This window comes from Segatella copri, assembly GCF_949820605.1.
Lineage (GTDB): Bacteria > Bacteroidota > Bacteroidia > Bacteroidales > Bacteroidaceae > Prevotella.
This window is the reverse complement of record NZ_CATKVU010000006.1, coordinates 1208216-1232383: the sequence shown is the minus strand read 5'-3', so window position 1 is coordinate 1232383 and position 24168 is coordinate 1208216. Positions and strand designations below refer to the sequence as shown.

The following is a 24168-nucleotide window of genomic DNA, read 5'->3' as shown; positions in this document are numbered from 1 at the left end:
CTATAAACTCTTAACTTTCAACTATATTAAAAGTCTTCTGTAATATAACCCTTTGGTAACAGGCGACAGTTATACTGGCTCGCCATGATCTCACCATAGGCTCCGGCTGAGCGGAGGGCGATGAGGTCGCCACGATGGGCTTTGTTGATGTCGACAGCCTTGCCGAAGACATCGCTTGATTCGCAGATAGGACCTACTACGTCGTAAGTTTCTATAGGTTCATCGCTTGAGATGTTCTCAATCTTATGGTAAGCCTGATAGAGAGCTGGACGGATAAGGTCGGTCATTCCTGCATCCACAATGGCAAACTGCTTGGCTGTGCCCTGCTTGATGTAGAGTGTCTTGGTGATGAGAGAACCCATCTGACCCACTACAGCGCGACCCAACTCGAAGTGAAGCTTCTGACCATTGCGCAACTTCAGTTTCTTTGCGTATGTATCGAAATAATCCTTGAAATTAGGGATTGGCTGGCGGTTTGGATGATTGTAATCAATGCCCAGTCCGCCGCCCACATTGATGTTCTTCACAACGATGTGATGTGCTTCAAGCTGGTTCTGAAGTTCGTTGATACGGTTGCAGAGTGCCTCGAAATCACCCATATCGAGAATCTGGCTTCCGATGTGGAAGTGCAGTCCGAGGAACTGGATGTTCTTCATCTTGGCAGCCTCTTCGATTACGGCTTCCATGTCGCGCATGGCAATTCCGAACTTGTTTTCTGCCAGACCTGTTGTGATGTTAGCGTGCGTATGGGCGCCGACATCCGGATTGATGCGGAAACAAACCTGCGCTATCTTATTCTGTTTTTCAGCCAGCTCATTGATGATTTCCAACTCCGGAATGCTTTCTACATTGAAGCAGAAGATGCCTTTCTCCAATCCGAGGTTGATTTCCCAATCGCTTTTGCCTACACCAGCATAAACAATCTTGCTGGCTGGAAAACCGGCTTTGATGGCTGCCTGAATCTCTCCTCCGCTCACACAGTCGGCTCCTAAACCAGCCTGACAGATGATATTGAGCACCTTAGGGTTGGCATTTGCCTTTACGGCATAGTGCACTTCAAATCCCTCGTGCTTGCCAGCCTCTTCATTGATGGTTTTCAATGTCTGGCGCAACACATTGGTGTCGTAATAGTAGAACGGAGTCTGTATCTCCTGAAACTTATCTATCGGAAATGTACCTTTCATTTCACTTAATCTTAAATTAATACCTTATTATAGTTAAATCAGAATATCCAATTTATTGTAAATCAGAATATCCAACGAAGAGTGGATAGGAAGCATTACATACGAATTCTTCACTTTTCACTCTTCGTTTTCATTTGCATTACTTCTTCTCGAACAATACGTTGCTCAAGTTCTGCAATGCCTGCTTCTTATCTTTCTCTCTGATGAGGAATGAGATGTTGTAGTTAGACCCACCATAAGAAATCATGCGTACAGGAATGTTCTTCATCGCATCGGTAGCGATGGTCTCGAAGCCAACGTTGCTCCAGTCCAAATCACCTACAACGCAGATGATGCACATATCAGAATCTACAGTTACTGTACCATATTTCTTCAGCTCGTTTACGATGTCGTTAAGATGAGAATCGTTATCAATACTCATGCTGACACCCACCTCAGAAGTGGCAATCATATCAATTGGAGTCTGATAGCTCTCGAAGATTTCGAATACCTTGCGTAGGAAACCTGTAGCGAGCAACATGCGGCTACTCTTGATTTTGATGGCTGTGATGTTGTCCTTGGCAGCAACAGCCTTGATCTTGCCGCGTACGATGACATTGTCGATGATTGTACCGTCGGCCTTAGGATCCATGGTGTTCTTCAAGCGTACAGGGATGCCTGCATACTTAGCTGGCTGAACACAGGTAGGGTGGAGAATCTTGGCACCGAAGTAAGCCAACTCAGCAGCCTCCTCGAAGTTCAACTGGCGGACAGCTTCAGTGTGCTCTACGACACGAGGGTCGTTGTTGTGCATTCCGTCGATATCGGTCCAGATCTGAATTTCGTCAGCTGTGAGAGCTGCACCGATAAGAGATGCGGTGTAGTCGCTACCGCCACGCTGCAGATTGTCAACCTCGCCGTATGCGTTGCGGCAGATGAATCCCTGAGTGATGTAAATCTGATAGCCCTGGTTCTGCTCCATGATAGCAGCCAACTTTTCCTTGATGTACTGAGGATCCGGTTCTGCGTTCTTGTCAGTGCGCATAAAGTCTAATGCATTGAGCAATACGGCCTTTACACCCTGTTCCTTCAAGTAGTTTACAACCATGTTGGTGCTCATCATCTCGCCCTGAGCCACGATGCTCTTCTCCTCGAAAGAAGTGAAGAGGTCTTTGGTGAATGAGCGGAGATAGTTGAATTCGCCCTGCAAGAACTCACGAGTCGTATTTTTCATCTCCTCGGTAGAGTAGAGTTCTTCTACATGCTGCATGTATTTTTTCTCCAAGTTGTTGATTACCTCGTTGGCACCCTCTGGATTCTTTTTGTAAAGATAGTCAGAGATCTCAACGAGAGAGTTTGTTGTACCGCTCATCGCAGACAATACGATGAAAGTTGGTTCACCTGATTCTGTAACCAATGAGGCTACTCCCTTCATGCGCTCTGGTGAGCCTACAGAAGTACCTCCGAATTTCATTACCTTCATAGTCGTAATTTTATTTAATTATTTCACTTAATTATCTTCTCCATCCTCTGTGAGGTCGATGTGGTTGTACTCGTTGGTTACGTCGTAGAGCACACCTTCCTTACAGCGGTAAACGATGCCTGGGAATTTGTCGAGCATCGGGATGTTATGGGTTGTCATCACAACAGCTGTGCCTTGTTTGGTGATGTCTTTCAGCAGACTCACGATGTTGCTGGCAGTCTCTGGGTCGAGATTGCCTGTAGGCTCATCGGCGATGATGATTTTTGGATTATTGAGAATGGCGCGGGCGATGGCTACACGCTGCTGCTCACCACCTGAGAGCTCATGAGGCATCTTGTCGATTTTATCAATCATGCCTACTTCGTTGAGCACCTCTTCGATACGCTTTTCTCGGTCTTTTTTGTTTTTCCAGCCTGTTGCCTTGAGTACGAATTCAAAGTTCTTGCGAACGGTGCGGTCGTGTAGCAGCTGGAAATCCTGAAAGATGATTCCCAATTCCTTACGCAGAGCCGGAATCTCCTTTCGCCTGATAGTTTTGAGGTCTCTGCCGAGAATTTCTGCTTTTTCGGTTTCGCCCTCTACAAGGTCTAGTTCGCAATAAAGTGTCTTTAATAGCGAACTTTTACCAGAGCCGACTTTTCCAATAAGGTAGGCGAATTCTCCTTCGTCAATATGGAAATTGATGTTTTGGAGCACGCACTTGTCGGCCTGATATATGCTGACGTTCTGATAATCTATTAACATCTTCTATTTTTTTCTCCTTAATGTTAGTTTGTTATTTCATTTCGCCCTTGCTCTTGGCAACGCGGCGTTTCTTATCCCATTCCGGATCGTGACGCATCTGAAGTTCTTTCACTACATCTTCTATTCTCAAGCCTTTGCTTGTGAGCAGTACGATGAGGTGATAGAGAAGGTCTGAACTCTCGTAAATGAGTTTCTCGTTGTTGCCGTTTGTGGCTTCGATAATGGTTTCAACAGCTTCTTCTCCAACCTTTTGTGCCATTTTATTAACGCCTTTCTTGAAGAGGCTGGTAGTGTAACTTCCCTCTGGCATTTCTTCGTGGCGCTTGTTGATGAAGTCCTGAAGCTCTGAGAGGAAGAGGATAGGGTTGAGTGTATTCTCTTCTGCCCAGCAGGTGTCTGTACCTTTGTGGCAGGTTGGACCGTCTGGGTGAACCTTAACCAGCAAGGTGTCGTTATCGCAGTCGTTCTGAATGCTAACGAGATTCAGGAAGTTGCCTGATGTTTCACCTTTTGTCCAGAGGCAGTTGCGTGAACGGCTCCAGAATGTTACCTTTTTGGTTGCTATTGTCTTATCGTATGCTTCCTGGTTCATGAAACCAAGCATCAAGACGTTCTTTGTAACTGCGTCTTGGATGATGGCAGGAACCAGTCCGCCTAATTTTTCGAAATCTATTTCCATTTTATCTTGTTTTTATTTTCTTACATTATTATATTCACGTGTCTCAGTATCCTTACGTGTTCTATATTCTCACGTTGATTCCTTCTTCTCTCAGGTATTTCTTGAGGTCAGGAATGGCAATCTCGCCAAAGTGGAACACGCTGGCTGCCAGGGCAGCATCTGCCTTGCCTTGGGTGAACGCATCGCGGAAATGCTCCATCTTTCCAGCACCTCCTGAGGCGATGACAGGAATGCTTACTTCTTCGGCAAGACGGGCGAGGGCCTCGTTTGCGAATCCCTGTTTCACACCGTCATGATCCATACTGGTAAAGAGAATTTCACCGGCACCCCGGTCGGCTACTTCCTTAGCCCAGTCAAACAATCCTAGTTCCACCCGTTCTCTTCCGCCTTTTACATAACAGTGCCAGCCGTCAGAATCGAGACGTGCATCAATGGCGCATACGCAAACCTGTGAGCCATAATGGTTGGCAATTTCATCGATGAGCTCCGGATGTCGGATGGCAGCACTGTTGATGCTTACCTTGTCTGCTCCTGCGTTGAGCAGGCGGTCAACATCCTTGAGTTCGTTGATTCCACCTCCCACAGTAAATGGGATATTGATTTCGGCAGCCACACGGGTTACCATATCCGTAAAGGTTTTGCGCTCTTCGAAACTCGCTGTAATATCGAGGAATACGAGCTCATCGGCTCCAGCATCGCTATAAGCTTTTCCCAGTTCTACCGGGTCACCAGCGCTGCGAAGGTTTACGAAATTGGTTCCCTTTACCGTCTCGCCGTTCTTTACATCAAGACAAGGAACGATTCGTTTAGCTAATCCTTTGTTACTTTGAACTTTGACCATTGAACTTTGAACTTTATGATTACTTAACTCCTAACTATAAACTTTTTGACTGTCAACTATTTAACTATTAACTAGTTTCTTAACATCGATTTTCCCTTCGTAGAAAGCTTTTCCAAATACTACGGCAGGAATTCCTGCAGTTTCCAATGCTTCGATGTCTTCGTTGCAACTCACTCCGCCTGAGGCGATAAGATGCAGTTGAGGATAGGCAGCCATTACTTCTTTGTAGAGTTCTATGGCAGGTCCCTGCAGCGTTCCGTCTTTGCTGATTTCTGTGCAGAGAACATAGCGTACTCCTTTATCGATGTACTTTTTCAGGAAAGGAAGGAGATCTTCAGAAGAATCTTCTTTCCATCCGTTGATAGAAATCTTTCCGTTTCTTACGTCGGCTCCCAGAATCAGGCGGTCAGCTCCATACTTGTCCAACCATTGCATGAAGAGATCCGGATTAGTGACGGCAATGCTGCCCACTGTAACCATGCTTGCTCCCGCAGCAAAAGCTTTCTCAATATCTTCTTCGGTCTTGATTCCGCCACCGAAATCAACCACGAGAGAGGTTTCTGTGGTGATGGCCTTCAACACCGCATCATTTACGATGTGCTTTGACTTGGCTCCATCGAGGTCTACTACATGAAGGCGTTTGAAGCCCATCTGCTCAAACAGTTTTGCAACATCGGCAGGATTGTCATTGTAAACCTTCTTCTGGTCGTAATCGCCTTTGGTAAGACGAACACACTGGCCATTTATCAAGTCGATAGCTGGAATTAATTCTATCATATTAGTATTTCCTCTTTTATTTTATCTCTAAAAAGTTCTTTAAAATCTGTTCTCCCACCTTTCCGCTCTTTTCCGGATGGAACTGGCAGGTATAGAAATTATCTTTGTGGAGCGATGCACTATAAGGAAGAATGTATTCTGCCTTGGCAATGGTCTCCTCGCAGAGTGGCACATAATAACTATGTACGAAATAGGAGTAGGGATGAAGCAGCGCATCAGCGGTAGACTTGTCTGAGTCAGAATCTATTCTGTTTCCGAACCCCTTATAAAGGTCAGTCTTCAAATCATAGATTTCATTCCATCCCATAGCAGGCACCTTGTCTTCGTGTTTCTGAGGCTGGAATCGCTTTACATCTACATCAAAGATTCCGATGCAATCTACGTCACCTTCTTCCGAATGGCGGCACAAGAGTTGCTGTCCTACACAAATGCCCAGGACGGGTTGCTTCAAGTTCTTGATTACTTGATCAAGCTGATGAGCCTTCAGATATTCCATTGCTTCTCTTGCCTGGCCTTGTCCTGGGAAAAGGACGCAGTCAGCCTTCTGGAGCATTTCTGCATCATCTGTAAGTACAGGTTCGATGCCTAAACGCTTCATGGCGTTGACTACGGAATAGATATTTCCGGCATTATATTTTACGATTGCTACATCCATAACCTAACGTAATTCATTTCTATTTCTTATTTTTCGATGCAAAGGTACACATTTTCTTTTAATTTAAAGAAAATAAAAACAAAAAGATTACGAAATATAGTAGATTTCTTTCAGAAAGTTAGAAATATGGCGTGTTTTTACGTTTTCGTTAAGTGAAAAAGGAGCAATTGGATGTAAACCAACATCCAATTGCTCCTTTTGGAGTGTTTATTTTGATAATCGAAACTTCTTAGTTTTCTTCTTCACTGTCTGCTGTGCGTAGAATGATAGAAGTTGCTCCGATGGTGAACAGGGTTCCGTCTTCGATAACGCGGCGTTCTCTGTCGCCCAGAATTTCATTGTCAACGAAAGTTCCTGTATAACTTGGTCCATCACGGAGTACATATTTCAATTTGCCTTTCTTGTCGCGGCTAACGTTAATTACGCAATGGTTCATGTCAACGCTTGGGTCTACGGTTTCGATAGGGCAGTTGATTCCGCTGTTCTTCATGTAGCGGCCGATGATGTTGTCGCCTAACTGGAGCGGGATGACCTGTTTGTAAGCGAATACGTTCTCGATGACAACGATAGAACCGTATCCCTTCTCGTTGGCATTCTCGTCAAGTTTTTCCTCCTTTCGGGTTTCGCGGAGCTTGGAAACTCCCATTCGGATGCCAAACTGCTTATTGCAATTAGGACAAACGAAAACGAGACTCTGACCTGCCTGATACTTGGTCTCATCGAAGGTGATAAAATTATCGCATTTAGGACAACGTACTCTTTTCATATTCTTTTTCTTACTTTTCTGTCTTTATTATAATAATGTGTTGTAGAAGTTTCCGATACTCCTTGCTCTTTGTTCTAGCTATAAACTCTTAACTATCAACTATTCTTTCACTTTCGTAATCCAGCCGTCAGTAAAAGCATCATAGTTGTGTAAACGGTTGAGAGCAGTATAAGCTTCGCCCTCGGTAGAGTATGTTCCATATATAACTTTCACATTATTATCCGTAATCAACACCCTAGCTTCCTTGAATCCTTTGTTTTGGAGGAGTTCAGCATAGCAGGCAGCATTGCGCTTGGTAACACGACTTGCCAAAACGATGCTGTAGTAAGAAGAAACTGTTTGCAATTCGTTGTCCTGAGCCATGTTGACAGACTTGGCAGGAATGCTCTCTTCTGCCTGTGATTCTGTACTAAGAACCAGTTCTTGAGGTTGCGCAACCTTATTAATCTCCTTAGGCATGATGCGGTTCAGCATGCCTGTGTCGATTTGGCTCTTCTGAACGGTTGGGGTTCCCAATGGAGAAGAGTAGGTGAAGAATACAATGAGAGCGATGCAGGCTGCTGCAATATTGCGCAACCAGCTCTTCTTGATGCTGATGAATTCGGCATTTGATTCTTCTTCTTCTTCGTTAACGAACACAGAATTGTTGACAGAGAGTCCACTCTCCATCTTCTGGTTACTATCCTGATTCTTGACTTCGCTTTCTGTACGATTGTTTTCTACTGTCTTTGCTGGCATTTCAATGATTGAAGCAGCAGAATCTTCAGTCTTCTGAACCTCTTCTGCAGAAATCTGCGCGAGTGGGAGCATGTTTAAGCCGCCCAAGCCATACAACTCAGGGGTAAGAATGCCCGCCTCGCATGGTTCGAAGGTATAATTTCCGTCTTCGTTCAATATGATGGTGCCAATATCATTCAGTTCAAATTTTCCTGAATTCTCCAGAGACTGGCGCATCTCTGTTACCTCGTCAGCAATGCAGTTCAAAGCTTCCGGATAGCTGATGTCGTATGCTTCAACATACGAAAGTGCAAGGAGAGAATCGTTCATCTGGAGCTGTGGGTTAAAGCCAATAGTTCTCAGCGGTGGCAAAAACATGCTGTCTCTGCCATCGTAACGCGCATCTACATGATGAGCCATGAAGCCACCAAATCCTGGGACAATCACGCAATCGTTGCTCAAAAGTAGGATCTCTATATGTCTTTCTAGTCTATTCACGTTTGCAAAGGTAGTGATTTTTTCGGAAATGACCAACAGAAAATAGAGAAAATTTTCGATGAAATCATAAAAAGTCTAATTTGTTTTGTCGTTTCGGGAAAAAGTATTACCTTTGTGCCTAAAATAAATAAGGTATAAATCTATGAAATATACAGAGACAGAAATTGAAGGAGTCTGGCTGATAGAACCTCGGGTATTTGATGATGCTCGCGGCTATTTCTTTGAAGCATGGAAGCAGGCTGACTTTGATGCTCACGTTGGAGGGCATGTGGAGTTTGTGCAAGACAATGAATCGATGTCGGCTCGTGGTGTGCTCAGAGGTTTGCATTATCAGAAAGGTGAATTCTCGCAGGCTAAGTTGGTGCGTGTCATCAAAGGCCGCGTGCTGGATGTAGCTGTTGACTTGAGAAAGGGCAGTAAGACTTTCGGTAAATATGTAATGGTTGAACTGAGTGGAGAGAACAAACGTCAGTTTTTCATTCCTCGCGGTTTTGCCCATGGTTTCCTGGTACTGAGTGACGAAGCCATCTTTACTTATAAAGTAGATAATGTTTATGCTCCTGATTACGAAACCAGTATTCATTGGGATGATCCTACTATCGGAATAAAATGGCCTATTGAAGGAGTTGAGGTGCTTACGTCAGAAAAAGACAGAACCAAGGCAAAGTCTTTCGAGGAGGCTGATTATTTCGAGTAGAATTGGCATCAGCTTTTACCGATTAATTTATTTAAAGAACTCATCATGAAAAAGATAGTTAATTTATGGCTGCTCAGTTGTATCTTGACTCTTGTTGCTTGTGGGCATAAGGCCGAAAAGCAACAGGAAGTGAAGGAAGATACTGCGGCTAAGAAGATGTTGCAAGGCATTTGGCTGAACGATGACGATGAGGATGATGTGGCGTTCCGCGTAAAAGGCGATACGATTTATTATCCTGATTCAACCAGTCAGCCTGTCTACTTCTACATTGCTGGCGATACGCTTGTAATGAAGGGTGCTAATATGGCAAAATATCCGATCGTAAAACAGGCTGAGCATATTTTCCAGTTTAAGGTGCAGAATGGGGATGTGGTTAAGCTGGTTAAGACGGAAGATAAGTCTTATTTGCAGCAGTTCATCCACAACCATGTTTCCGTGGCGCTGAATCAGAATACGCTGATTAAACGTGATACGGTTGTTGTAAGGGGCGATGGGAAATATCATCTCTACGTACAGGTTAACCCAACAAGTTATAAGGTCTACAAGAGTTCTTATAATGATGATGGTGTTGAGGTAGACAATGTTTATTATGATAATATTGTGAACTTGCATGTTTATCATGGTGCCAACTGTCTGTTCTCTCGTGATTTTCATAAGAAGGATTTCGATAAGCAGGTTCCTTCTTCTTTTCTGGACCAGTCTATACTGAGCGACATCGTATTCAATAAGATAGATGAATCTGGCATTCATTATCTTGCTGTTCTGGCAATGCCTGACAGCAGTTTGAGTTATCAGGTTGAGGTTATCATTTCCTTTGAAGGAAAAATGAGAATGCGGGTTAAGAGCTAAAAAAGAAATAAAAAAGTCGCCCTGAAAGGGAAAGCATTGGATGTAAGATGCTTTTGTCCTTTCAGGGCGATTCTTTTTTATGTGCTTATCCTGGAGGGATAGCTTGGTGGCTCAACTTTTAATTGAAGAATCCCAGCAAAGCTCCGGCTGCAACGGCAGAACCGATGACTCCCGCAACGTTTGGTCCCATGGCGTGCATGAGAAGGAAGTTGTGGCGGTCGTATTCCAGACCTAGGTTGTTTGAGATGCGTGCACTCATTGGTACGGCACTCACTCCGGCGTTTCCAATAAGTGGGTTCAGTTTCTTGCCTTTTGGCAAGAAGAGATTCATCAGCTTGACGAATAAGATTCCGCTTGCCGATGCGATGATGAAAGCAAGAGCACCGAGAGCAAAGATTTTGATGGTGTTTAATGTCAGAAACTCTGAAGCCTGGGTAGAACAGCCTACGGTCAGGCCGAGGAGGATAACGACAATATCATTCAAGCTGCTGCTTGCTGTCTTGGCGAGTCGGGTTGTCTTTCCACTCTCTTTCAGAAGATTTCCGAAGAACAGCATTCCTAATAATGGCAAACCAGATGGAACGATGAAGGTGGTGAGAAGCAGACCGATGATAGGGAAGAGAATCTTTTCGGTCTGTGAAACCTGACGTGCCGGTTTCATCTTGATGACGCGCTCTTTCTTGGTTGTAAGCAGTCGCATCAAAGGTGGCTGGATTACAGGCACCAGTGCCATGTAAGAGTAGGCGCAAACCGCAATGGCTCCCATGAGGTTCGGACTCAGTTTGCTGCTCAGGAAGATGGCGGTTGGTCCGTCTGCTCCTCCTATAATGGCAATGCCAGCTGCCTGGTTAGGTTCGAATCCCAGAGCCAGTGCAATCATGTAGGCGCCGAAGATTCCAAATTGGGCAGCGGCTCCAATCAGGATGAGCTTCGGGTTGGAAATGAGCGCAGAGAAGTCGGTCATGGCTCCAATGCCCAGGAATACGAGTGGCGGGTACCAGCCCTGTTTCACTCCCTGGTAGAAGATGTTCAGAACGGAGTTGTCTTCGTATAAACCGATTTCGAGTCCTGCATCGGCACGGAATGGGATGTTTCCAAGAATGATTCCCAATCCGATAGGAACCAGGAGCAGCGGCTCAAAATCTTTCTTGATGGCGAGCCAGATAAAGAGTGCTCCCACCAGAATCATGATGAGGTTTCCTGCCGAGGCGTTGGCAAAGCCCGTAAAGGTAAGAAACTCATTGAAGTTTTGTATGATGAAATCCATAATTTACTTTGAACTTTGAAAGTTGAACATTGAACTTTATGATTAGTCTTTTGATTGGAAGAGTAATCATTAGCTTTTGTCTAAACAGTTTATTACGCGATTGTAACAAGCGTGTCTCCTTCCATTACTGCGTCTCCCTTGTTCACGTTGATGCTGGTAATGGTTCCTGAAGTTTCTGCATCGATGTTGTTCTGCATCTTCATGGCTTCTAGAACGACAACAGTATCGCCTGTGTTCACCTTGTCACCGACTTTCACCTTGATTTCGTTGATAGTACCAGGCAGAGGGGCTACCACTGGCTTGCCAGAGGCAGCGGCTGCCGCTGGTTTGTTGGTTGTTGAGAAACTTGCATTTGTTGCAGAAGAAGAACTGTCGAATTCTTCACTCTTCACTCTTCGCTCTTCACTTAACTTAACTTTCTGCTTACTGCTCTTAACCGGCTGTTTCATTTCCACTTCGAATGGAATTCCATTCACGGTTACATTGGCGATATTGCCTTCAATATCCTGTATTTCAACGACGTAATCTACGCCTTTAACCTTATATTCGTACTTTGCCATAGTTTCTATATTTTAACGTTGTTATTGTTGTTGTTGAATTTCGGAGCATTCCATCTGGTCTGTTTTGGCTTGATGGTGATAATGCCTGATTCTACATCGTGAACATCTTCCAGATATTCCTGTAGTGCAAGGGAGATGACTGCCATGTAAATCTCCTTATCAATACCCTTGGTTTCTAAACCATCTTTTAGAATCACGTTAGTCTTATGACTGAGGTCTTGAGTAACCTCGATGGTCTTCTTTCCTGTCTTATATAATAAGGTGGCGTGCTTCTCAGTAGCACGGGCGATGCGCTGTTTATGTTTCATGTAGGCTCCGAAAACCCAGAACACGATGAAGAGGAGAGTAAGGCAGGCAAATACGATTCCCATTGAAAGTACGGCGATTCCTATTCCGTATGGGTCGCTTTTCTTCAATTGCTGGGCTTTACTCAAACCTGTGTTTTGAGGCAGATAGCCTGGAGTTACTGATCCGGCAATGGCTTTCTCCCATGTCTTGAAGTCTTTACTCAGTTCAAAACTCTCATCGGCAGCCAACACTGGCACACTTACGGAGTCTATCAGGTCAACGGCATTTCCGTCATAGAGTGCTATCCAGTTGGGCATCTTTTCCTGTAGAATAAGATTGAGATGAAAAGGTCCCGAGTTGGAAGAATTCTTTGCCTTCCAATGTTGTCCGTTCCTGCCATCCTGGTACCAGGAACTGCTGTCGAAGATAACGATGCTCTTCTTGCCTCCCAGTGTGGTTCGTGGTTCATTGTTAGGCAATGGACACATCAGCTGTCGGCGAGCTTCAGGCGACATTTTCTTGTCGAGAACCCTTCGGTCGGTGGTTAGGAACATACCACGCACATTATACGTGGTAAAGGAGGAATTGCTCAATTCCACCCATGGTTTGTGCTGCCCGTACTCATCTACAAGATTGGTACGGTTGTAGGTCATCACCTCCGTAATACGGATACTTTTGGCTCCTTGACTCCAAGCGGGCAAGGACGTGATGACTAGCATGGTTATCAGAAATCCCAATTTCTTCATACGCTTACTAACGTTTATAGGGTTATTGTTTCATATTTCGAAAAAATCTGCATCATATAGGAACGATAGCTGTTCCTAGTAGATTCATTAGGTTTGTTTCTTGTGTTCAAAGGTACGAAGAATTTCTGAAAAGACAACAAAAAGGTGCACAAATTTTTATCTTTGTGCACCTCTTTTGTAATTTATAACTATTTTCAGTAGTTTTGTTAACTTTTGTAAACCTTACGCTCCGCAGAAGAACAGCACCACTATCTGGGCTGTAAAGATACGGAGGAACATGCTCAATGGATAAACCGTAGAGTATCCTACAGCTGGAGCCTCCTTTGAGCAAGAAGCATTTGCATAAGCCAATGCAGGAGGGTCTGTGTAAGTACCGGCGAGCATACCCATGATGGTGAAGTAGTTGAACTTAAACTTCAGGCGGGCAATCGTACCGATGCTGAGGATAGGAATAATGGTGATGAGGAAACCGCATCCCACATATTTCAAACCGTCACCCTGTACTACTGTGTCCCAGAATCCGGCTCCAGCCTTGATTCCCACACTCGCCAGGAAGAGTACAAGTCCTATTTCTCGCAGCATCATATTAGCTGAAGTCGTCGTATAAGTTACCAGTTTCATGCGATAGCCGAAACGGCCGATGAGGATGGCGATGATAAGCGGACCTCCGGCAATACCCAACTTCAAAGGCACCGGCATTCCCGGAATGGCAAATGGGAGAGAACCGAAGATAATACCTACCATAATGCCTACGAAGATAGTGGCAATGTTAGGCGCATTGAGGCGCTTTACAGAGTTACCCATGATTTCAGCCACACGGTTCACATTCTCTTCAGGACCTACAACCAGAATCTTATCACCTACGTGGAAGTGGTGGTTTCTGCCTGCAAAGATGTCCATTCCCTGACGGGAAATACGGGTTACGTTAACGCCGTATACGCTGGAGAAGTGCATCTTACCCAAGGTCTTACCGTTCATTTCCGGACGGGTAACGATAATACGGCGAGAAACAAAATGCTGTACTTCATCCTTCTCGCGGTCCCATTCAGCTTCAACCTCTGGTCCGATAAAAGCCTTGATGGCTTCAGCATCAGCCTCTGCACATACAACGAGCAATTCGTCTCCAACCTCAAACTTAGTCTTGCTGTTAGGAATGCTCACCTCGCCATTGTGGAGCAGTCGTGAACATACAATGTCACGGTTCAAGAACTCAGAAACTTCTCTCAGCGTTCTGCCTGTAATATAAGCATTTTCCACGCGCAAGTGCATGTTATGGGCCTTAGCGTGTGGGTTGGCAGCATCTTCTTCGTTAAGCTGTGCTTCCTCATCAGCAGTATTAATCTTACAGATGTACTTGATAAGGATAGTAGCACCAATAATGCCCACCACACCAAGAGGATAAGCACAAGCATAACCATTGGCAATACTTGGAGCACCATTAGGGAAGACGCTGAGCAAAGCCTCGTTGGCAGCACCAAGACCCGGAGTATTGGTAACTGCACCATAGAGTGTACCTACCATCATAGGCAGGTTGTTAGGGTTGCTCGTATCAAAGAAGAGATAATAGCAACCAAACATCACGAGGATGTTGAGTAAAATAGCGCTAGCCGAAAGCATGTTGAGCGTAACACCACCTTTCTTGAAACTCTCGAAGAAGCCAGGTCCTACCTGGAGACCAATCATGAAGACGAAGAGGATCAAGCCGAAGTCTTGCACGAATGTGAGAATTTCCTTTGGACCGGTGAAGCCAACGTGGCCAGCCAAAATACCTGCGAAGAGAACGAAGGTGACACCTAACGAAATGCCGCCAATCTTTATCTTTCCGAGGTAAACACCAATAGCTATCACGATAGCGTAGAGTAGGGCGATGTGAGCCACCGACTCGGTATTGGTGAAGAGATTAACAATCCAATCCATGTATTCGTTTTAAAATCAGAAAATTATATTCCTGTAGTTTACCAAATTATTTTAGAATTTATGTTTTCTGTTGCTTGTTTTAAATGAAAGATACAGTTCTGTTTATAGAGAGAATCTGTAGATTATTAGGGGATTCAGTTAAAACTGAAAATTGGAGGACATCACATAGGATGCCCTCCAACCTATTTTTTCTTGTAAAAAATCAAGCTCTTTTTGCAAATGGCTTTCTTTTAAACATGAGATTACTTCTCGATAGCTGCTACACCTGGCAATACCTTACCCTCGATAGCCTCAAGGAGAGCACCACCACCTGTAGAGATGTAAGAAACCTGATCAGCCAAACCGAACTTGTTGATGCAAGCTACAGAGTCACCACCACCGATGAGTGAGAATGCACCTTCCTTAGTAGCCTCAGCGATTGCGTCAGCAATAGCCTTAGAACCACCAGCGAAGTTGTCGAACTCGAATACACCTGCCGGACCGTTCCAGAGGATAGTCTTAGCTCCCTTGATGGCAGCTGCGAAAGCCTTGCGAGTCTCAGGACCTGCGTCCATACCCTCCCAACCGTCAGGGATGTTGTTAGATGGGCAAACCTGAGTATTGCAGTCGTTCTTGAAGTCATCACCGCAGATAGAGTCTGTGCCGAGTACGAGGTTTACACCGTTCTCCTTAGCCTTCTTGATTACGTCGAGAGCAACGTCGAGCTTGTCATCCTCGCAGATAGACATACCGATCTTTCCACCGAGAGCCTTAGAGAAGGTATAAGTCATACCACCGCAGAGAATCAGGTTGTCAACCTTAGTCAACAGGTTCTCGATGATACCGATCTTAGTAGAAACCTTAGAACCACCCATGATAGCTGTGAATGGGCGCTTGATGTTGCTGAGAACTGCGTCAACAGCCTTAACTTCCTTCTCCATCAAGAAGCCGAGCATCTTGTGATCCTTGTCGAAAGAATCAGCGATGACAGCTGTAGAAGCGTGCTTGCGGTGAGCTGTACCGAATGCGTCCATTACATATACGTCAGCGTAAGAAGCCAACTTAGCAGCGAACTTCTTCTGACGCTCCTTCATCTCAGCCTTAGCAGCATCGAATTCTGGAGTACCCTTCTCAACGCCAACTGGCTTGCCTTCCTCTTCAGGATAGAAGCGGAGGTTCTCGAGCAAGAGAGCCTCACCTGGCTTCAAGGCAGCTGCCTCAGCATCAGCGTTACCGCAGTCCTTAGCGAACTTAACGTCTACACCGAGAGCGTCTGATACGTTCTTAACAATCTGAGAGAGAGAAAGCTCTGGTTTAACCTTGCCCTTTGGCTTACCCATGTGGCTCATCATGATGAGCGCACCGCCGTCTGCAAGTACCTTCTTCAATGTAGGAAGGGCACCGCGGATACGAGTGTCGTCTGTTACATTACCATTTTCATCCAATGGCACGTTGAAGTCAACGCGCACGATTGCCTTGTGACCGGCAAAGTTAAAATCTTCAATTTTCATTTTACCTAAATTTTATTTAGTTTATGTACTAATTTTATTGTTCTAAACCTTTCTGCTGGTTTCAAAAACCGAAGGCAAAGATACAAATTATATTTGAATCAGCAAAATATAGTAGCGGTTTTTATGATTTTTAGTAGATGAAATCGCCTGTTTGCTATATCGGGTTTGCAAAATTCGTGTTTTGTGCTTTCTTCTGCTAGATTTGTTAAACAAAATGGAGAGAAATGAAATATATTCTTAACAAAATACTTTTTTTTTGGATTTCTCGATAATAAATAGTACCTTTGTGCGCAGTTAAAACGTTATTACATATAAATGAGATAAAATGGCGAAAGATAAGATTGCTTTTGTGTGCAGCAATTGCGGACAGGAAAGTGCCAAATGGATGGGCAAATGTCCTAGCTGCGGACAATGGAATACATTTAAGGAGATTCGTATTGCTGCCGATTCCGGATCGCAGGCTGCGAAGAATGCCGGAATGACCATGCGTCATGGTGGAGCTGCCACGATGTTTGGTGGGCAGCACAGCGAGCATGATGCTGCGCCGATGAAGCTTCGCGATATTTCTGCGATTGATGAACCGCGCATCGATATGAGGGACGAAGAGCTGAACCGTGTGCTGGGTGGCGGAATGGTTCCTGGCAGCATTACGCTCTTGGGCGGTGAACCGGGAATCGGTAAGAGTACGCTCACCTTGCAGACTATTCTGAACATGACTGACCGCCGCATCCTGTATGTGAGCGGAGAGGAGAGTGCCCATCAAATCAAGCTCCGTGCCGACCGGTTGGCTAAAGGACAGGCGATGCTCAGAGAAGGTTCTTCTGCTGACACACAGAAAACGGCTTCTCTTTCATCAGAAGGAGCCTTTGATCATATTACGGTTCTCTGCGAAACGCAGTTGGAGAAAATCTTCAGTCATATCCAGGAAGTGGCTCCACAGCTGATAGTTATAGATTCTATACAAACTATCGCTACAGAAGAAGTAGACAGTTCGCCGGGTTCTGTTTCCCAAGTTCGTGAGTGTGCAGCCTCCCTGCTCCGATTTGCCAAGACGAGTGGCATTCCGGTTATTCTGATAGGACATATTAATAAGGAGGGAACGCTTGCCGGACCAAAAATTCTGGAGCACATCGTAGATACGGTGATTCAGTTTGAGGGCGACCAGCATTATATGTACCGCATCTTGAGAAGCATCAAAAACCGATTCGGAAGTACTTCTGAGTTGGGAATCTACGAGATGATGCAAGGCGGACTCCGACAGGTGAGCAATCCTTCAGAGTTGCTTCTTACCGAAGATCATGACGGGCTTTCGGGTGTTGCCATCAGCGCAGCCATCGAGGGAGTCCGTCCGTTCCTGGTAGAGACGCAGGCTTTGGTTTCAACAGCTGCCTATGGAACTCCGCAGCGTTCGGCAACGGGTTTTGACCAGCGCCGTTTGAACATGCTTCTGGCGGTTCTAGAGAAACGAGTGGGCTTCAAGCTGATGGCGAAAGATGTGTTCCTGAACATTGCGGGAGGCTTGCGAGTGACGGACCCTGCGATGGATCTGAGTGTACTGGCTGCGGTATTGAGCAGCAATGTGGATACAGCGATAGAGCAGGGCTGGTGTATGTGTGGGGAGGTAGGTCTGAGCGGTGAAGTCCGTCCGGTGAGTCGCATCGAGCAGCGTATTGCTGAGGCCGAGAAACTCGGATTCCAGCACATCATCATCCCGAAATACAACAATCATGGTTTCGACCATAAGAAATATAAGATAGAAATTCATCCCGTTAGGAAGGTGGAAGAAGCATTCCGCTGCCTGTTCGGGTGAAGTAAAAAGTAATCATACAGTTCAAAGTTCAAAATTCAAAGTAAAATGAAGGATTCAGTAATCATTGTGAGTGGCGGCATGGATAGCATCACGCTGCTCTACGATAAGAAAGACGAGATTGCACTCGGCATTAGTTTTAACTATGGAAGTAATCATAACGAGCGTGAAATTCCTTTCGCCAAGATACATTGTGAGCGTTTGGGAATCAAGCATATTACGATAGATTTGGGTTTCATGCATCAGTATTTCAAGAGTTCTCTTCTTGAAGGTGCCGATGCAATTCCTGAGGGTCATTATGCTGATGATAATATGAAGAGTACGGTGGTTCCTTTCCGTAATGGAATCATGCTGAGCATTGCCATCGGCATTGCTGAGAGTAATAATCTGAAGAAAGTTTTCATCGCGAACCATGGTGGCGATCATACGATTTATCCAGACTGCCGTCCGGAGTTTATCAAGGCGATAGATGAGGCTGCTGAAGCAGGAACGTTCGTTGATGTGCGCGTTGTGGCTCCTTATACGAATATTACCAAAGGGCAGATTGCGGAGATAGGTAAGAAGTTGGGCATTGACTATGCTGAAACCTGGAGCTGCTATAAGGGCGGTGAAAAGCATTGTGGCAAATGCGGAACCTGCGTTGAGCGCAAGGAGGCTTTGGCCGAGGCGGGTATTGAGGATACTACTGAGTATGAAGAATAAGGATGAAGATGAATCAGACGTTCTTCGTCCCTAGATATAATAAGGTGTAATCAGAATAAATATAATAAAAGAAAAATGAAAACAGCGATTTTATCTGCGGCGTTGATGCTTGCATCAACTGTTGCGATGGCTCAGAAGAGCAACTTCCAGTTGAAGGTGGATTTGAAGAATTTCAATTCCGATTCTGTACTTGTTTACAAGGGCAGAAATGTTAAGATGGATACGGTTTTGGTGAAGAATGGCAAGTTTACCTATTCTGCAAACCTTGATAAGGCTGCCGGATACGTTTTCCTTTCACCTGAAGCTTATCGTGGTGCAGGTCAATTTATGTTCAACCTGCCTTGTGTTCCTGGAGAGAAGGCTGAAGTTAAGGGCGATGCAAAGACCCGCTTTGATATTTCGGGTTCTAAGTTCTATCAGCAGTATCATGAAGTAGATGTTCTGCTGGAGAATGCTAATAAGGAGTTGAGAGATTACGAAGCTTCCCTGAACCAGAGAATCAAGAATGGTGAGCCCCAGCAGACCATCATGACAGAGTATGAGCAGAAGGCTCCTGCCCTGCAAAAGGCAAAGGACGATAAGATTTTCGATTTCGTAAAACAACATCCTGATTATGAGGCTTGTGCTACTATTTTCGAGCAGTTTGATGATGTCAGCAAGATGGAGAAACTGCAGAGCTTGCTCTCTGAGAATGTGAAGAACGGCAGAATGAAGGCTTTCTACCAGCCAATGATTGATATGGCTAAGAAGCGTGCTGAGGCTGAGGAGAAGGCTAAGAAGGTGCAGGCTGCCGGTGTTGAGGCTCCTGACTTCACGCTGAAGGATATTAAAGGAAATGATTTCAAACTTTCCAGCCTTCGTGGTAAGATTGTAGTTCTCGACTTCTGGGGTTCATGGTGCGGATGGTGCATCAAGGGAATGCCTAAGATGAAGGAGTATTACGAGAAGTACAAGGGTAAGTTTGAAATTCTTGGTGTAGATTGTAATGATACAGAGGCTAAGTGGAAGGCTGCTGTTGAGAAGCACCAGTTGCCATGGATTCATGTTTACAATCCGAAGGACAGTAAGGTTCTCAGCGATTACGCTGTTCAGGGTTTCCCTACAAAAATTGTGATTGATGCTAACGGTAAGATAATCAAGACCATCGTTGGTGAGGATCCTGCTTTCTATACTTTGCTTGATGAAGTGTTGGGCAAGTAATGTTACATAAAACAATGTCGCCCTGTAAGTGCAAAATTACATTTGCTCTTACAGGGCGATTTTTTGTTTGTTCAGTATTTTATTTCTTTTTCTTCTTCAATTCCAGTTTCGGAATCTTGATTTTCTGTCCGGCCTTTACGGTGCTTGTACCATTCAGGGCTTCTACGTAGCATTCCATTCCGGAACCTAAATAGCGGGTGCTGATCTGTTCGAGGGTCTGACCGGCGCCAACCGTAACGGTCTGGGCAACTCCTGTGATTCGGTAAGCTCCCGTGCGTACGCGAGCATCCTTATCATACTGGGATGATGCTATTTTCGAAGTAGCCTTTTCTTCGGCTTTATCTTTAGCCTTTTCTTTCGCTTCAGCCTTAGCTTTTACTTCAGTCTGCTTAGCTTTTTCAGCGCTAGCACTTTCCTCATCCGAATTTTCAGCCAGTTTTACTGCTTCTGCAGTTTTAGCCATACGGATGCTGTCTTCCATCGCTTTCTGGCGGAGTTTCTGTTTCTGAGAGAGTGGGGCGGCAGCTGGTTTGGCTGGGACTTTCTTGGCTGGAGCCTGGTGATACTGGTTTAGCTGCATGGCTAGATGATCACGCTGGGCAGTCATCTGACCATAGTTGAAGGCAAACCATCCCATTCCGCCAATCAAAGCTACTACGATGAGACAGACTGCAACGACCAGATAGCGAGGAATAACAATATGATGAGAATTGGAAGATACTTCTTCCTCCTCTTCTTCTTCAGATTCATCTGATGCAGGTACTGCAGGTTCAACAACTGCTTTCAGGGCTTGCTGTTGCTGGGCTAATTCAAGTTTCTCTTGCTCCAGTCTTTCTTGCTCCAGCCTTTCTTGCTCCAGTCTTTCCTGCTCCAGCCTTTCCTGTTCCAGCCTTTCCTGCTCTTGCTTTTCTTTTTCAAGCTTTTCTTTCTGTATTCTTTCCTGCTCCAGTTGGGCTTGTTTTAATTTTTCCAGTTTAGCTTGTTCTATAGCAATTTGCTTTGCCAGTTCGTCTTCGGCTTCTTTTTCCTTTTCAGATCCGATTACGACAACCTCCGGATTTGGAGTTGCAGTTTTTTCTTCGTCCAGAAAATCGATTACTTGTGCAGGAGCTTCGTCTGTCTGTTCTTCTCCAAACTTCTCATCTATTTCATCGAAATCTACGCCGTCATTTACCACCACCGTTTCAAATTGGGCGAATGGCTTGTTCACGATTTCTTTCAGGATGTTGTCAGGCGTGAAGGTGAGTTTGTCTCTGCCTTCAATGGTGAAGCGTTCGCCCGTGTTCACATTGATGCTTTCACGGTCTCTCGTGGCCTGTACCTTAAAGGTGCCCAGCCATTTTATCTTCACCTGCTTGTCGGCATCGAGTCCCTGGTTGCACACATCAAACATCTTCCGGATGAAGAGTTCTGCTTCCACCTGGCTCAGCCCGCTCTTATCAGCCAGCAGTGTTCCGAGTGTATTTAAACTGAATTTGCTCATTGCTCATCCCCTCCATTCTTTAGTTTTTCCTTGACCGAGGCAACCGGTCGGAAACCCAACACCAACTTAGGCGGCACCAGCTGGCGCTTCTTGGTAGTAGGATTAACCACCACTCGCTCCATGCGCTTCTTCACTTCGAAGGTGCCAAAATTGGGGATAGAGACAGCTTCTCCATCCTCAAACTCGGCAATCATAGCGTCTATCGCCTTGCGCACCAACTTCTGGGTGTCTTCCTGCGAATAGCCGGTTTGCTGAGCCAGTTCAGCGATGTATTCCTTATTGTTCATATTTATTTAATATGTAGTCAAAATTTCTAAAACTCCAGGCTATGGGGGAGAGAATGATTATTTCACCACCTTGCCATAGAGGTCAAATTCCTCGCTTGCAGTAATTTCTACCTGATAGAAACTACCCACGCGCAGACGCTTCTCATCGGCACGGATCAGAACCTCTGGGTCTACTTCAGGAGAACAGAACTCTGTTCGTCCGATGTAGTAATCGCCTTCCTTGCGGTCGATGATAACGGTCATGGTTTTGCCCACCTTATCAGCCTCAACCTCAGAGCTGATGTCTTGCTGCAGAATCATCAGTTCGTCCAGTCGGCGCTGTTTTACTTCGGCAGGCACATTGTCTTCGTAGTGGGTGGCACTGTAGGTTCCTTCTTCCTCAGAGTAGGAAAAGGCGCCCATGCGCTCAAATCTCTGTTCGCGTACGAAGTCAAGGAGCTCGTGGAAATCCTCATCTGTCTCACCTGGGAAACCAACCATCAGCGTAGTGCGAATGTGAATGCCTGGCACGCGTTCGCGGATGACCTTCAGCAGATTGATGGTTTCCTGCTTCGTTACGTGGCGATGCATGCTGGTGAGCATGTGGTCGCTGATGTGCTGGAGGGCAATGTCGAGATATTTGCATACGTTTGGCTTCTCGCGCATCACGTCCAGAAGATCCATAGGGAACTGATTTGGATAAGCATAATGCAGGCGAATCCATTTCACGCCCGGAATATCAGCCATCTCGCTGATGAGTTCGGTAATATGATGCTTGCCGTCAATATCTACACCGTAGTAGGTGAGTTCCTGAGCGATAATCTGAAACTCCTTCACGCCTTCTGCCACCAGTTCGCGCACCTCCTGCAGAATCTCTTCCTTAGGACGGGAAACGTGCTTGCCGGTGATGATAGGAATGGCGCAGTAGGCACAGTGGCGGTTGCAGCCCTCAGCTATCTTGATGTAGGCATAATGGCGCGGAGTGGTGAGATGACGCTGGCCGTTGCAGGATGAAACTTCCGCCTTGCCGAGTTCCTGCAGAAGCTGCTTGTAGTTGAATTTGCCGTAGAACTTATCCACTTCGGGCATTTCTTCTTCCAGTTCCTTCTGATAGCGCTGCGAGAGGCAGCCCATTACGTAGAGTTTTCTGAGTCGGCCTTCTTCCTTAGCCTGGATAAACTCCAGGATGGTGTCGATGCTTTCCTGCTTTGCATCCTCGATGAATCCGCACGTATTGATGACGGCTATCTCGCCCTGAGGGCGCTTGGAATCGTGAACGCAATGGTAGCCGTTTGCCTCAAACTGCTTCATCAGCAACTCGCTGTCTACGAGATTCTTCGAGCAGCCCAGGGTAATAATATCTATCTGATTTTTCTTCATTTTCTAATTTTTAAAGAGCGAGTCTACGAATTCAGTCTTGTTGAAGAGCTGCAGATCTTCCATACCTTCGCCCAGTCCGATGTATTTTACAGGCACCTTGAGCTGGTCGCTGATGCCGATGACAACGCCGCCCTTAGCGGTTCCGTCGAGCTTGGTGATGGCGAGCGAGGAGATGTTGGTAACGGCAGAGAACTGCTTAGCCTGCTCGAATGCATTCTGTCCGGTACTTCCGTCGAGCACGAGCATTACCTCGTCTGGTGCTTCAGGCATTACCTTCTTCATCACTTCCTTTATTTTCTTGAGCTCATTCATCAGGTTCACCTTGTTGTGCAGTCGGCCTGCCGTATCGATGAGCACCACGTCGGCGCCGTTTGCCTTGGCGCTCTGCAGGGTGTCGAACGCCACGCTTGCCGGGTCGCTTCCCATCTGCTGTTTCACTACAGGCACACCCACGCGCTCGCCCCAGATGCAAATCTGCTCTACGGCAGCGGCACGGAAGGTGTCGGCAGCTCCCAGCATAACCTTCTTGCCAGCCTTCTTAAACTGGTAAGCCAGCTTGCCGATGGTGGTTGTCTTGCCCACGCCGTTTACGCCTACTACGAGGATAACGTAAGGCTTATGGTCGGCAGGGAGATCCCAGTCTGCCAGGTCATCGCTGTGATTCTCGGAGAGGAGAATGGCGATTTCCTCGCGCAGAATGCGGTTGAGCTCGTTGGTTGAAACATATTTATCGCGGGCCACACGTTCTTCGATGCGGCGGATAATCTTGACAGTGGTTTCTACACCTACATCTGAGGTGATGAGTACCTCTTCGAGATCGTCGAGCACATCATCGTCGACGGTAGACTTTCCGGCAACGGCGCGCGCCAGTTTGCCAAACACACTCTCCTTGGTTTTTTCAAGTCCCTTATCGAGAGTTTCCTTCTTTTTGTTGCTGAATAATCCGAATAATCCCATAATCTTGTTTTTTATCTTCTGCAAAGATACTCATTTTTTTTTATTTTATGGCTTTTTCACTTGCTTTTTCGTCCTTTTCAAGAAAAAAAGTAAAGATTTAGAGGGTTTTTATGTCATGACAGAAGGGTTTTCGCCGATATTGTGGGGGTTAATAAGGTTTAATAAATAATGTTGTCAGATACAAAAACAATTCGCCCTGCAAAGGACAAAAGCGGTTCTGCTTTTGGACCCTTGCA

23 protein-coding genes are annotated in these 24168 nt (G+C 45.6%); 5 read left to right on the top strand and 18 right to left on the bottom strand.

Annotation, left to right across the window (positions count from 1 at the left end; translation table 11 throughout):
* Positions 1 to 26: 26 nt before the first annotated feature.
* The 9 genes from lysA to RCO84_RS06185 all read right to left on the bottom strand — a co-directional run bounded on the left by lysA (position 27) and on the right by RCO84_RS06185 (position 8287).
* Complete coding sequence (gene lysA, locus RCO84_RS06225) at positions 27 to 1184, bottom strand: diaminopimelate decarboxylase (RefSeq protein WP_264899900.1); 1158 nt, start codon at positions 1182 to 1184, stop codon at positions 27 to 29.
* 139 nt (positions 1185 to 1323) lie between these two features.
* A complete protein-coding gene (locus tag RCO84_RS06220; RefSeq protein WP_264899898.1) occupies positions 1324 to 2646 on the bottom strand; it encodes an aspartate kinase in 1323 nt (440 codons plus the stop codon).
* 27 nt (positions 2647 to 2673) lie between these two features.
* The gene (locus tag RCO84_RS06215; protein ID WP_022121797.1) at positions 2674 to 3390 is read right to left on the bottom strand and encodes a cell division ATP-binding protein FtsE; all 717 of its coding nucleotides are present in this window, start codon (positions 3388 to 3390) and stop codon (positions 2674 to 2676) included.
* A 31-nt stretch (positions 3391 to 3421) separates the two neighbouring features.
* Positions 3422 to 4069 (bottom strand): bifunctional phosphoribosyl-AMP cyclohydrolase/phosphoribosyl-ATP diphosphatase HisIE, encoded by a 648-nt coding sequence (hisIE, locus tag RCO84_RS06210; RefSeq protein WP_006846460.1) that lies wholly within the window; start codon positions 4067 to 4069, stop codon positions 3422 to 3424.
* 61 nt (positions 4070 to 4130) lie between these two features.
* Positions 4131 to 4910 (bottom strand): imidazole glycerol phosphate synthase subunit HisF, encoded by a 780-nt coding sequence (gene hisF, locus RCO84_RS06205; RefSeq protein WP_317584372.1) that lies wholly within the window; start codon positions 4908 to 4910, stop codon positions 4131 to 4133.
* 60 nt (positions 4911 to 4970) lie between these two features.
* Positions 4971 to 5687: a 1-(5-phosphoribosyl)-5-[(5-phosphoribosylamino)methylideneamino]imidazole-4-carboxamide isomerase gene (gene hisA / locus RCO84_RS06200; protein WP_288574673.1), complete on the bottom strand. Its 717-nt coding sequence runs from the start codon at positions 5685 to 5687 to the stop codon at positions 4971 to 4973.
* A 16-nt stretch (positions 5688 to 5703) separates the two neighbouring features.
* Entirely contained in the window at positions 5704 to 6342 is a 639-nt protein-coding gene (gene hisH, locus RCO84_RS06195) for an imidazole glycerol phosphate synthase subunit HisH (RefSeq protein WP_317584369.1), read from the bottom strand.
* A 229-nt stretch (positions 6343 to 6571) separates the two neighbouring features.
* On the bottom strand, positions 6572 to 7108 hold the full coding sequence (locus RCO84_RS06190) for an FHA domain-containing protein (RefSeq protein ID WP_006846465.1): 537 nt from the start codon (positions 7106 to 7108) through the stop codon (positions 6572 to 6574).
* Positions 7109 to 7207: 99 nt separating this feature from the next.
* Positions 7208 to 8287 carry an SPOR domain-containing protein gene (locus tag RCO84_RS06185; RefSeq protein ID WP_445081694.1) on the bottom strand — a complete coding sequence of 360 codons (1080 nt, stop codon included), beginning with the start codon at positions 8285 to 8287 and terminating at the stop codon, positions 7208 to 7210.
* A 178-nt stretch (positions 8288 to 8465) separates the two neighbouring features.
* On the opposite strand from RCO84_RS06185, the gene rfbC reads away from it, so the two are divergent.
* Entirely contained in the window at positions 8466 to 9020 is a 555-nt protein-coding gene (gene rfbC / locus RCO84_RS06180; RefSeq protein ID WP_317584365.1) for a dTDP-4-dehydrorhamnose 3,5-epimerase, read from the top strand.
* A gap of 45 nt (positions 9021 to 9065) precedes the next feature.
* Complete coding sequence (locus RCO84_RS06175; protein WP_317584363.1) at positions 9066 to 9869, top strand: DUF4738 domain-containing protein; 804 nt, start codon at positions 9066 to 9068, stop codon at positions 9867 to 9869.
* Positions 9870 to 9987: 118 nt separating this feature from the next.
* Here the strand turns inward: RCO84_RS06175 and RCO84_RS06170 are convergent, their stop codons facing one another.
* From RCO84_RS06170 to RCO84_RS06150, 5 genes are all read right to left on the bottom strand, one after another.
* Positions 9988 to 11136: a sodium ion-translocating decarboxylase subunit beta gene (locus RCO84_RS06170; RefSeq protein ID WP_022121790.1), complete on the bottom strand. Its 1149-nt coding sequence runs from the start codon at positions 11134 to 11136 to the stop codon at positions 9988 to 9990.
* A 92-nt stretch (positions 11137 to 11228) separates the two neighbouring features.
* Positions 11229 to 11696: a biotin/lipoyl-containing protein gene (locus tag RCO84_RS06165; RefSeq protein ID WP_287818967.1), complete on the bottom strand. Its 468-nt coding sequence runs from the start codon at positions 11694 to 11696 to the stop codon at positions 11229 to 11231.
* Between the two features lie 5 nt (positions 11697 to 11701).
* Positions 11702 to 12730 (bottom strand): OadG family protein, encoded by a 1029-nt coding sequence (locus RCO84_RS06160; RefSeq protein WP_317584361.1) that lies wholly within the window; start codon positions 12728 to 12730, stop codon positions 11702 to 11704.
* Between the two features lie 222 nt (positions 12731 to 12952).
* Positions 12953 to 14647 (bottom strand): putative transporter, encoded by a 1695-nt coding sequence (locus RCO84_RS06155; RefSeq protein WP_264899875.1) that lies wholly within the window; start codon positions 14645 to 14647, stop codon positions 12953 to 12955.
* 242 nt (positions 14648 to 14889) lie between these two features.
* Positions 14890 to 16137, bottom strand: coding sequence for a phosphoglycerate kinase (locus RCO84_RS06150; RefSeq protein WP_144150806.1), 1248 nt, complete (start codon positions 16135 to 16137; stop codon positions 14890 to 14892).
* A gap of 325 nt (positions 16138 to 16462) precedes the next feature.
* Between RCO84_RS06150 and radA the strand changes: the two genes are divergently transcribed.
* The 3 genes from radA to RCO84_RS06135 all read left to right on the top strand — a co-directional run bounded on the left by radA (position 16463) and on the right by RCO84_RS06135 (position 19846).
* Positions 16463 to 17947, top strand: a complete 1485-nt coding sequence (gene radA, locus RCO84_RS06145) for a DNA repair protein RadA (RefSeq protein ID WP_287850889.1) — start codon at positions 16463 to 16465, stop codon at positions 17945 to 17947.
* A gap of 45 nt (positions 17948 to 17992) precedes the next feature.
* Positions 17993 to 18646 carry a 7-cyano-7-deazaguanine synthase QueC gene (gene queC, locus RCO84_RS06140; protein ID WP_264899869.1) on the top strand — a complete coding sequence of 218 codons (654 nt, stop codon included), beginning with the start codon at positions 17993 to 17995 and terminating at the stop codon, positions 18644 to 18646.
* Between the two features lie 75 nt (positions 18647 to 18721).
* Positions 18722 to 19846 (top strand): TlpA disulfide reductase family protein, encoded by a 1125-nt coding sequence (locus RCO84_RS06135; protein WP_317576685.1) that lies wholly within the window; start codon positions 18722 to 18724, stop codon positions 19844 to 19846.
* Positions 19847 to 19925: 79 nt separating this feature from the next.
* Here RCO84_RS06135 and RCO84_RS06130 read toward each other — a convergent pair whose 3' ends face one another.
* From RCO84_RS06130 to ftsY, 4 genes are read right to left on the bottom strand one after another with little or no spacing between them, the layout of a single operon-like run.
* Positions 19926 to 21329, bottom strand: a complete 1404-nt coding sequence (locus RCO84_RS06130) for an HU family DNA-binding protein (RefSeq protein WP_144150800.1) — start codon at positions 21327 to 21329, stop codon at positions 19926 to 19928.
* A complete protein-coding gene (locus RCO84_RS06125; RefSeq protein ID WP_006846479.1) occupies positions 21326 to 21616 on the bottom strand; it encodes an HU family DNA-binding protein in 291 nt (96 codons plus the stop codon). Before RCO84_RS06125 ends, RCO84_RS06130 begins: the two co-directional genes overlap by 4 nt.
* A gap of 57 nt (positions 21617 to 21673) precedes the next feature.
* Positions 21674 to 22975, bottom strand: a complete 1302-nt coding sequence (rimO, locus tag RCO84_RS06120; RefSeq protein ID WP_144150798.1) for a 30S ribosomal protein S12 methylthiotransferase RimO — start codon at positions 22973 to 22975, stop codon at positions 21674 to 21676.
* A 3-nt stretch (positions 22976 to 22978) separates the two neighbouring features.
* Positions 22979 to 23932 carry a signal recognition particle-docking protein FtsY gene (ftsY, locus tag RCO84_RS06115; RefSeq protein ID WP_144150902.1) on the bottom strand — a complete coding sequence of 318 codons (954 nt, stop codon included), beginning with the start codon at positions 23930 to 23932 and terminating at the stop codon, positions 22979 to 22981.
* Positions 23933 to 24168 lie beyond the last annotated feature (236 nt).

Coding starts and splice junctions, on each gene's coding strand:
- lysA (WP_264899900.1), bottom strand. CDS start 1,184: ATGAAAGGTACATTTCCGATAGATAAGTTTCAGGAGATACAGACTCCG.
- RCO84_RS06220 (WP_264899898.1), bottom strand. CDS start 2,646: ATGAAGGTAATGAAATTCGGAGGTACTTCTGTAGGCTCACCAGAGCGC.
- RCO84_RS06215 (WP_022121797.1), bottom strand. CDS start 3,390: ATGTTAATAGATTATCAGAACGTCAGCATATATCAGGCCGACAAGTGC.
- hisIE (WP_006846460.1), bottom strand. CDS start 4,069: ATGGAAATAGATTTCGAAAAATTAGGCGGACTGGTTCCTGCCATCATC.
- hisF (WP_317584372.1), bottom strand. CDS start 4,910: ATGGTCAAAGTTCAAAGTAACAAAGGATTAGCTAAACGAATCGTTCCT.
- hisA (WP_288574673.1), bottom strand. CDS start 5,687: ATGATAGAATTAATTCCAGCTATCGACTTGATAAATGGCCAGTGTGTT.
- hisH (WP_317584369.1), bottom strand. CDS start 6,342: ATGGATGTAGCAATCGTAAAATATAATGCCGGAAATATCTATTCCGTA.
- RCO84_RS06190 (WP_006846465.1), bottom strand. CDS start 7,108: ATGAAAAGAGTACGTTGTCCTAAATGCGATAATTTTATCACCTTCGAT.
- rfbC (WP_317584365.1), top strand. CDS start 8,466: ATGAAATATACAGAGACAGAAATTGAAGGAGTCTGGCTGATAGAACCT.
- RCO84_RS06175 (WP_317584363.1), top strand. CDS start 9,066: ATGAAAAAGATAGTTAATTTATGGCTGCTCAGTTGTATCTTGACTCTT.
- RCO84_RS06170 (WP_022121790.1), bottom strand. CDS start 11,136: ATGGATTTCATCATACAAAACTTCAATGAGTTTCTTACCTTTACGGGC.
- RCO84_RS06165 (WP_287818967.1), bottom strand. CDS start 11,696: ATGGCAAAGTACGAATATAAGGTTAAAGGCGTAGATTACGTCGTTGAA.
- RCO84_RS06160 (WP_317584361.1), bottom strand. CDS start 12,730: ATGAAGAAATTGGGATTTCTGATAACCATGCTAGTCATCACGTCCTTG.
- RCO84_RS06155 (WP_264899875.1), bottom strand. CDS start 14,647: ATGGATTGGATTGTTAATCTCTTCACCAATACCGAGTCGGTGGCTCAC.
- RCO84_RS06150 (WP_144150806.1), bottom strand. CDS start 16,137: ATGAAAATTGAAGATTTTAACTTTGCCGGTCACAAGGCAATCGTGCGC.
- radA (WP_287850889.1), top strand. CDS start 16,463: ATGGCGAAAGATAAGATTGCTTTTGTGTGCAGCAATTGCGGACAGGAA.
- queC (WP_264899869.1), top strand. CDS start 17,993: ATGAAGGATTCAGTAATCATTGTGAGTGGCGGCATGGATAGCATCACG.
- RCO84_RS06135 (WP_317576685.1), top strand. CDS start 18,722: ATGAAAACAGCGATTTTATCTGCGGCGTTGATGCTTGCATCAACTGTT.
- RCO84_RS06130 (WP_144150800.1), bottom strand. CDS start 21,329: ATGAGCAAATTCAGTTTAAATACACTCGGAACACTGCTGGCTGATAAG.
- RCO84_RS06125 (WP_006846479.1), bottom strand. CDS start 21,616: ATGAACAATAAGGAATACATCGCTGAACTGGCTCAGCAAACCGGCTAT.
- rimO (WP_144150798.1), bottom strand. CDS start 22,975: ATGAAGAAAAATCAGATAGATATTATTACCCTGGGCTGCTCGAAGAAT.
- ftsY (WP_144150902.1), bottom strand. CDS start 23,932: ATGGGATTATTCGGATTATTCAGCAACAAAAAGAAGGAAACTCTCGAT.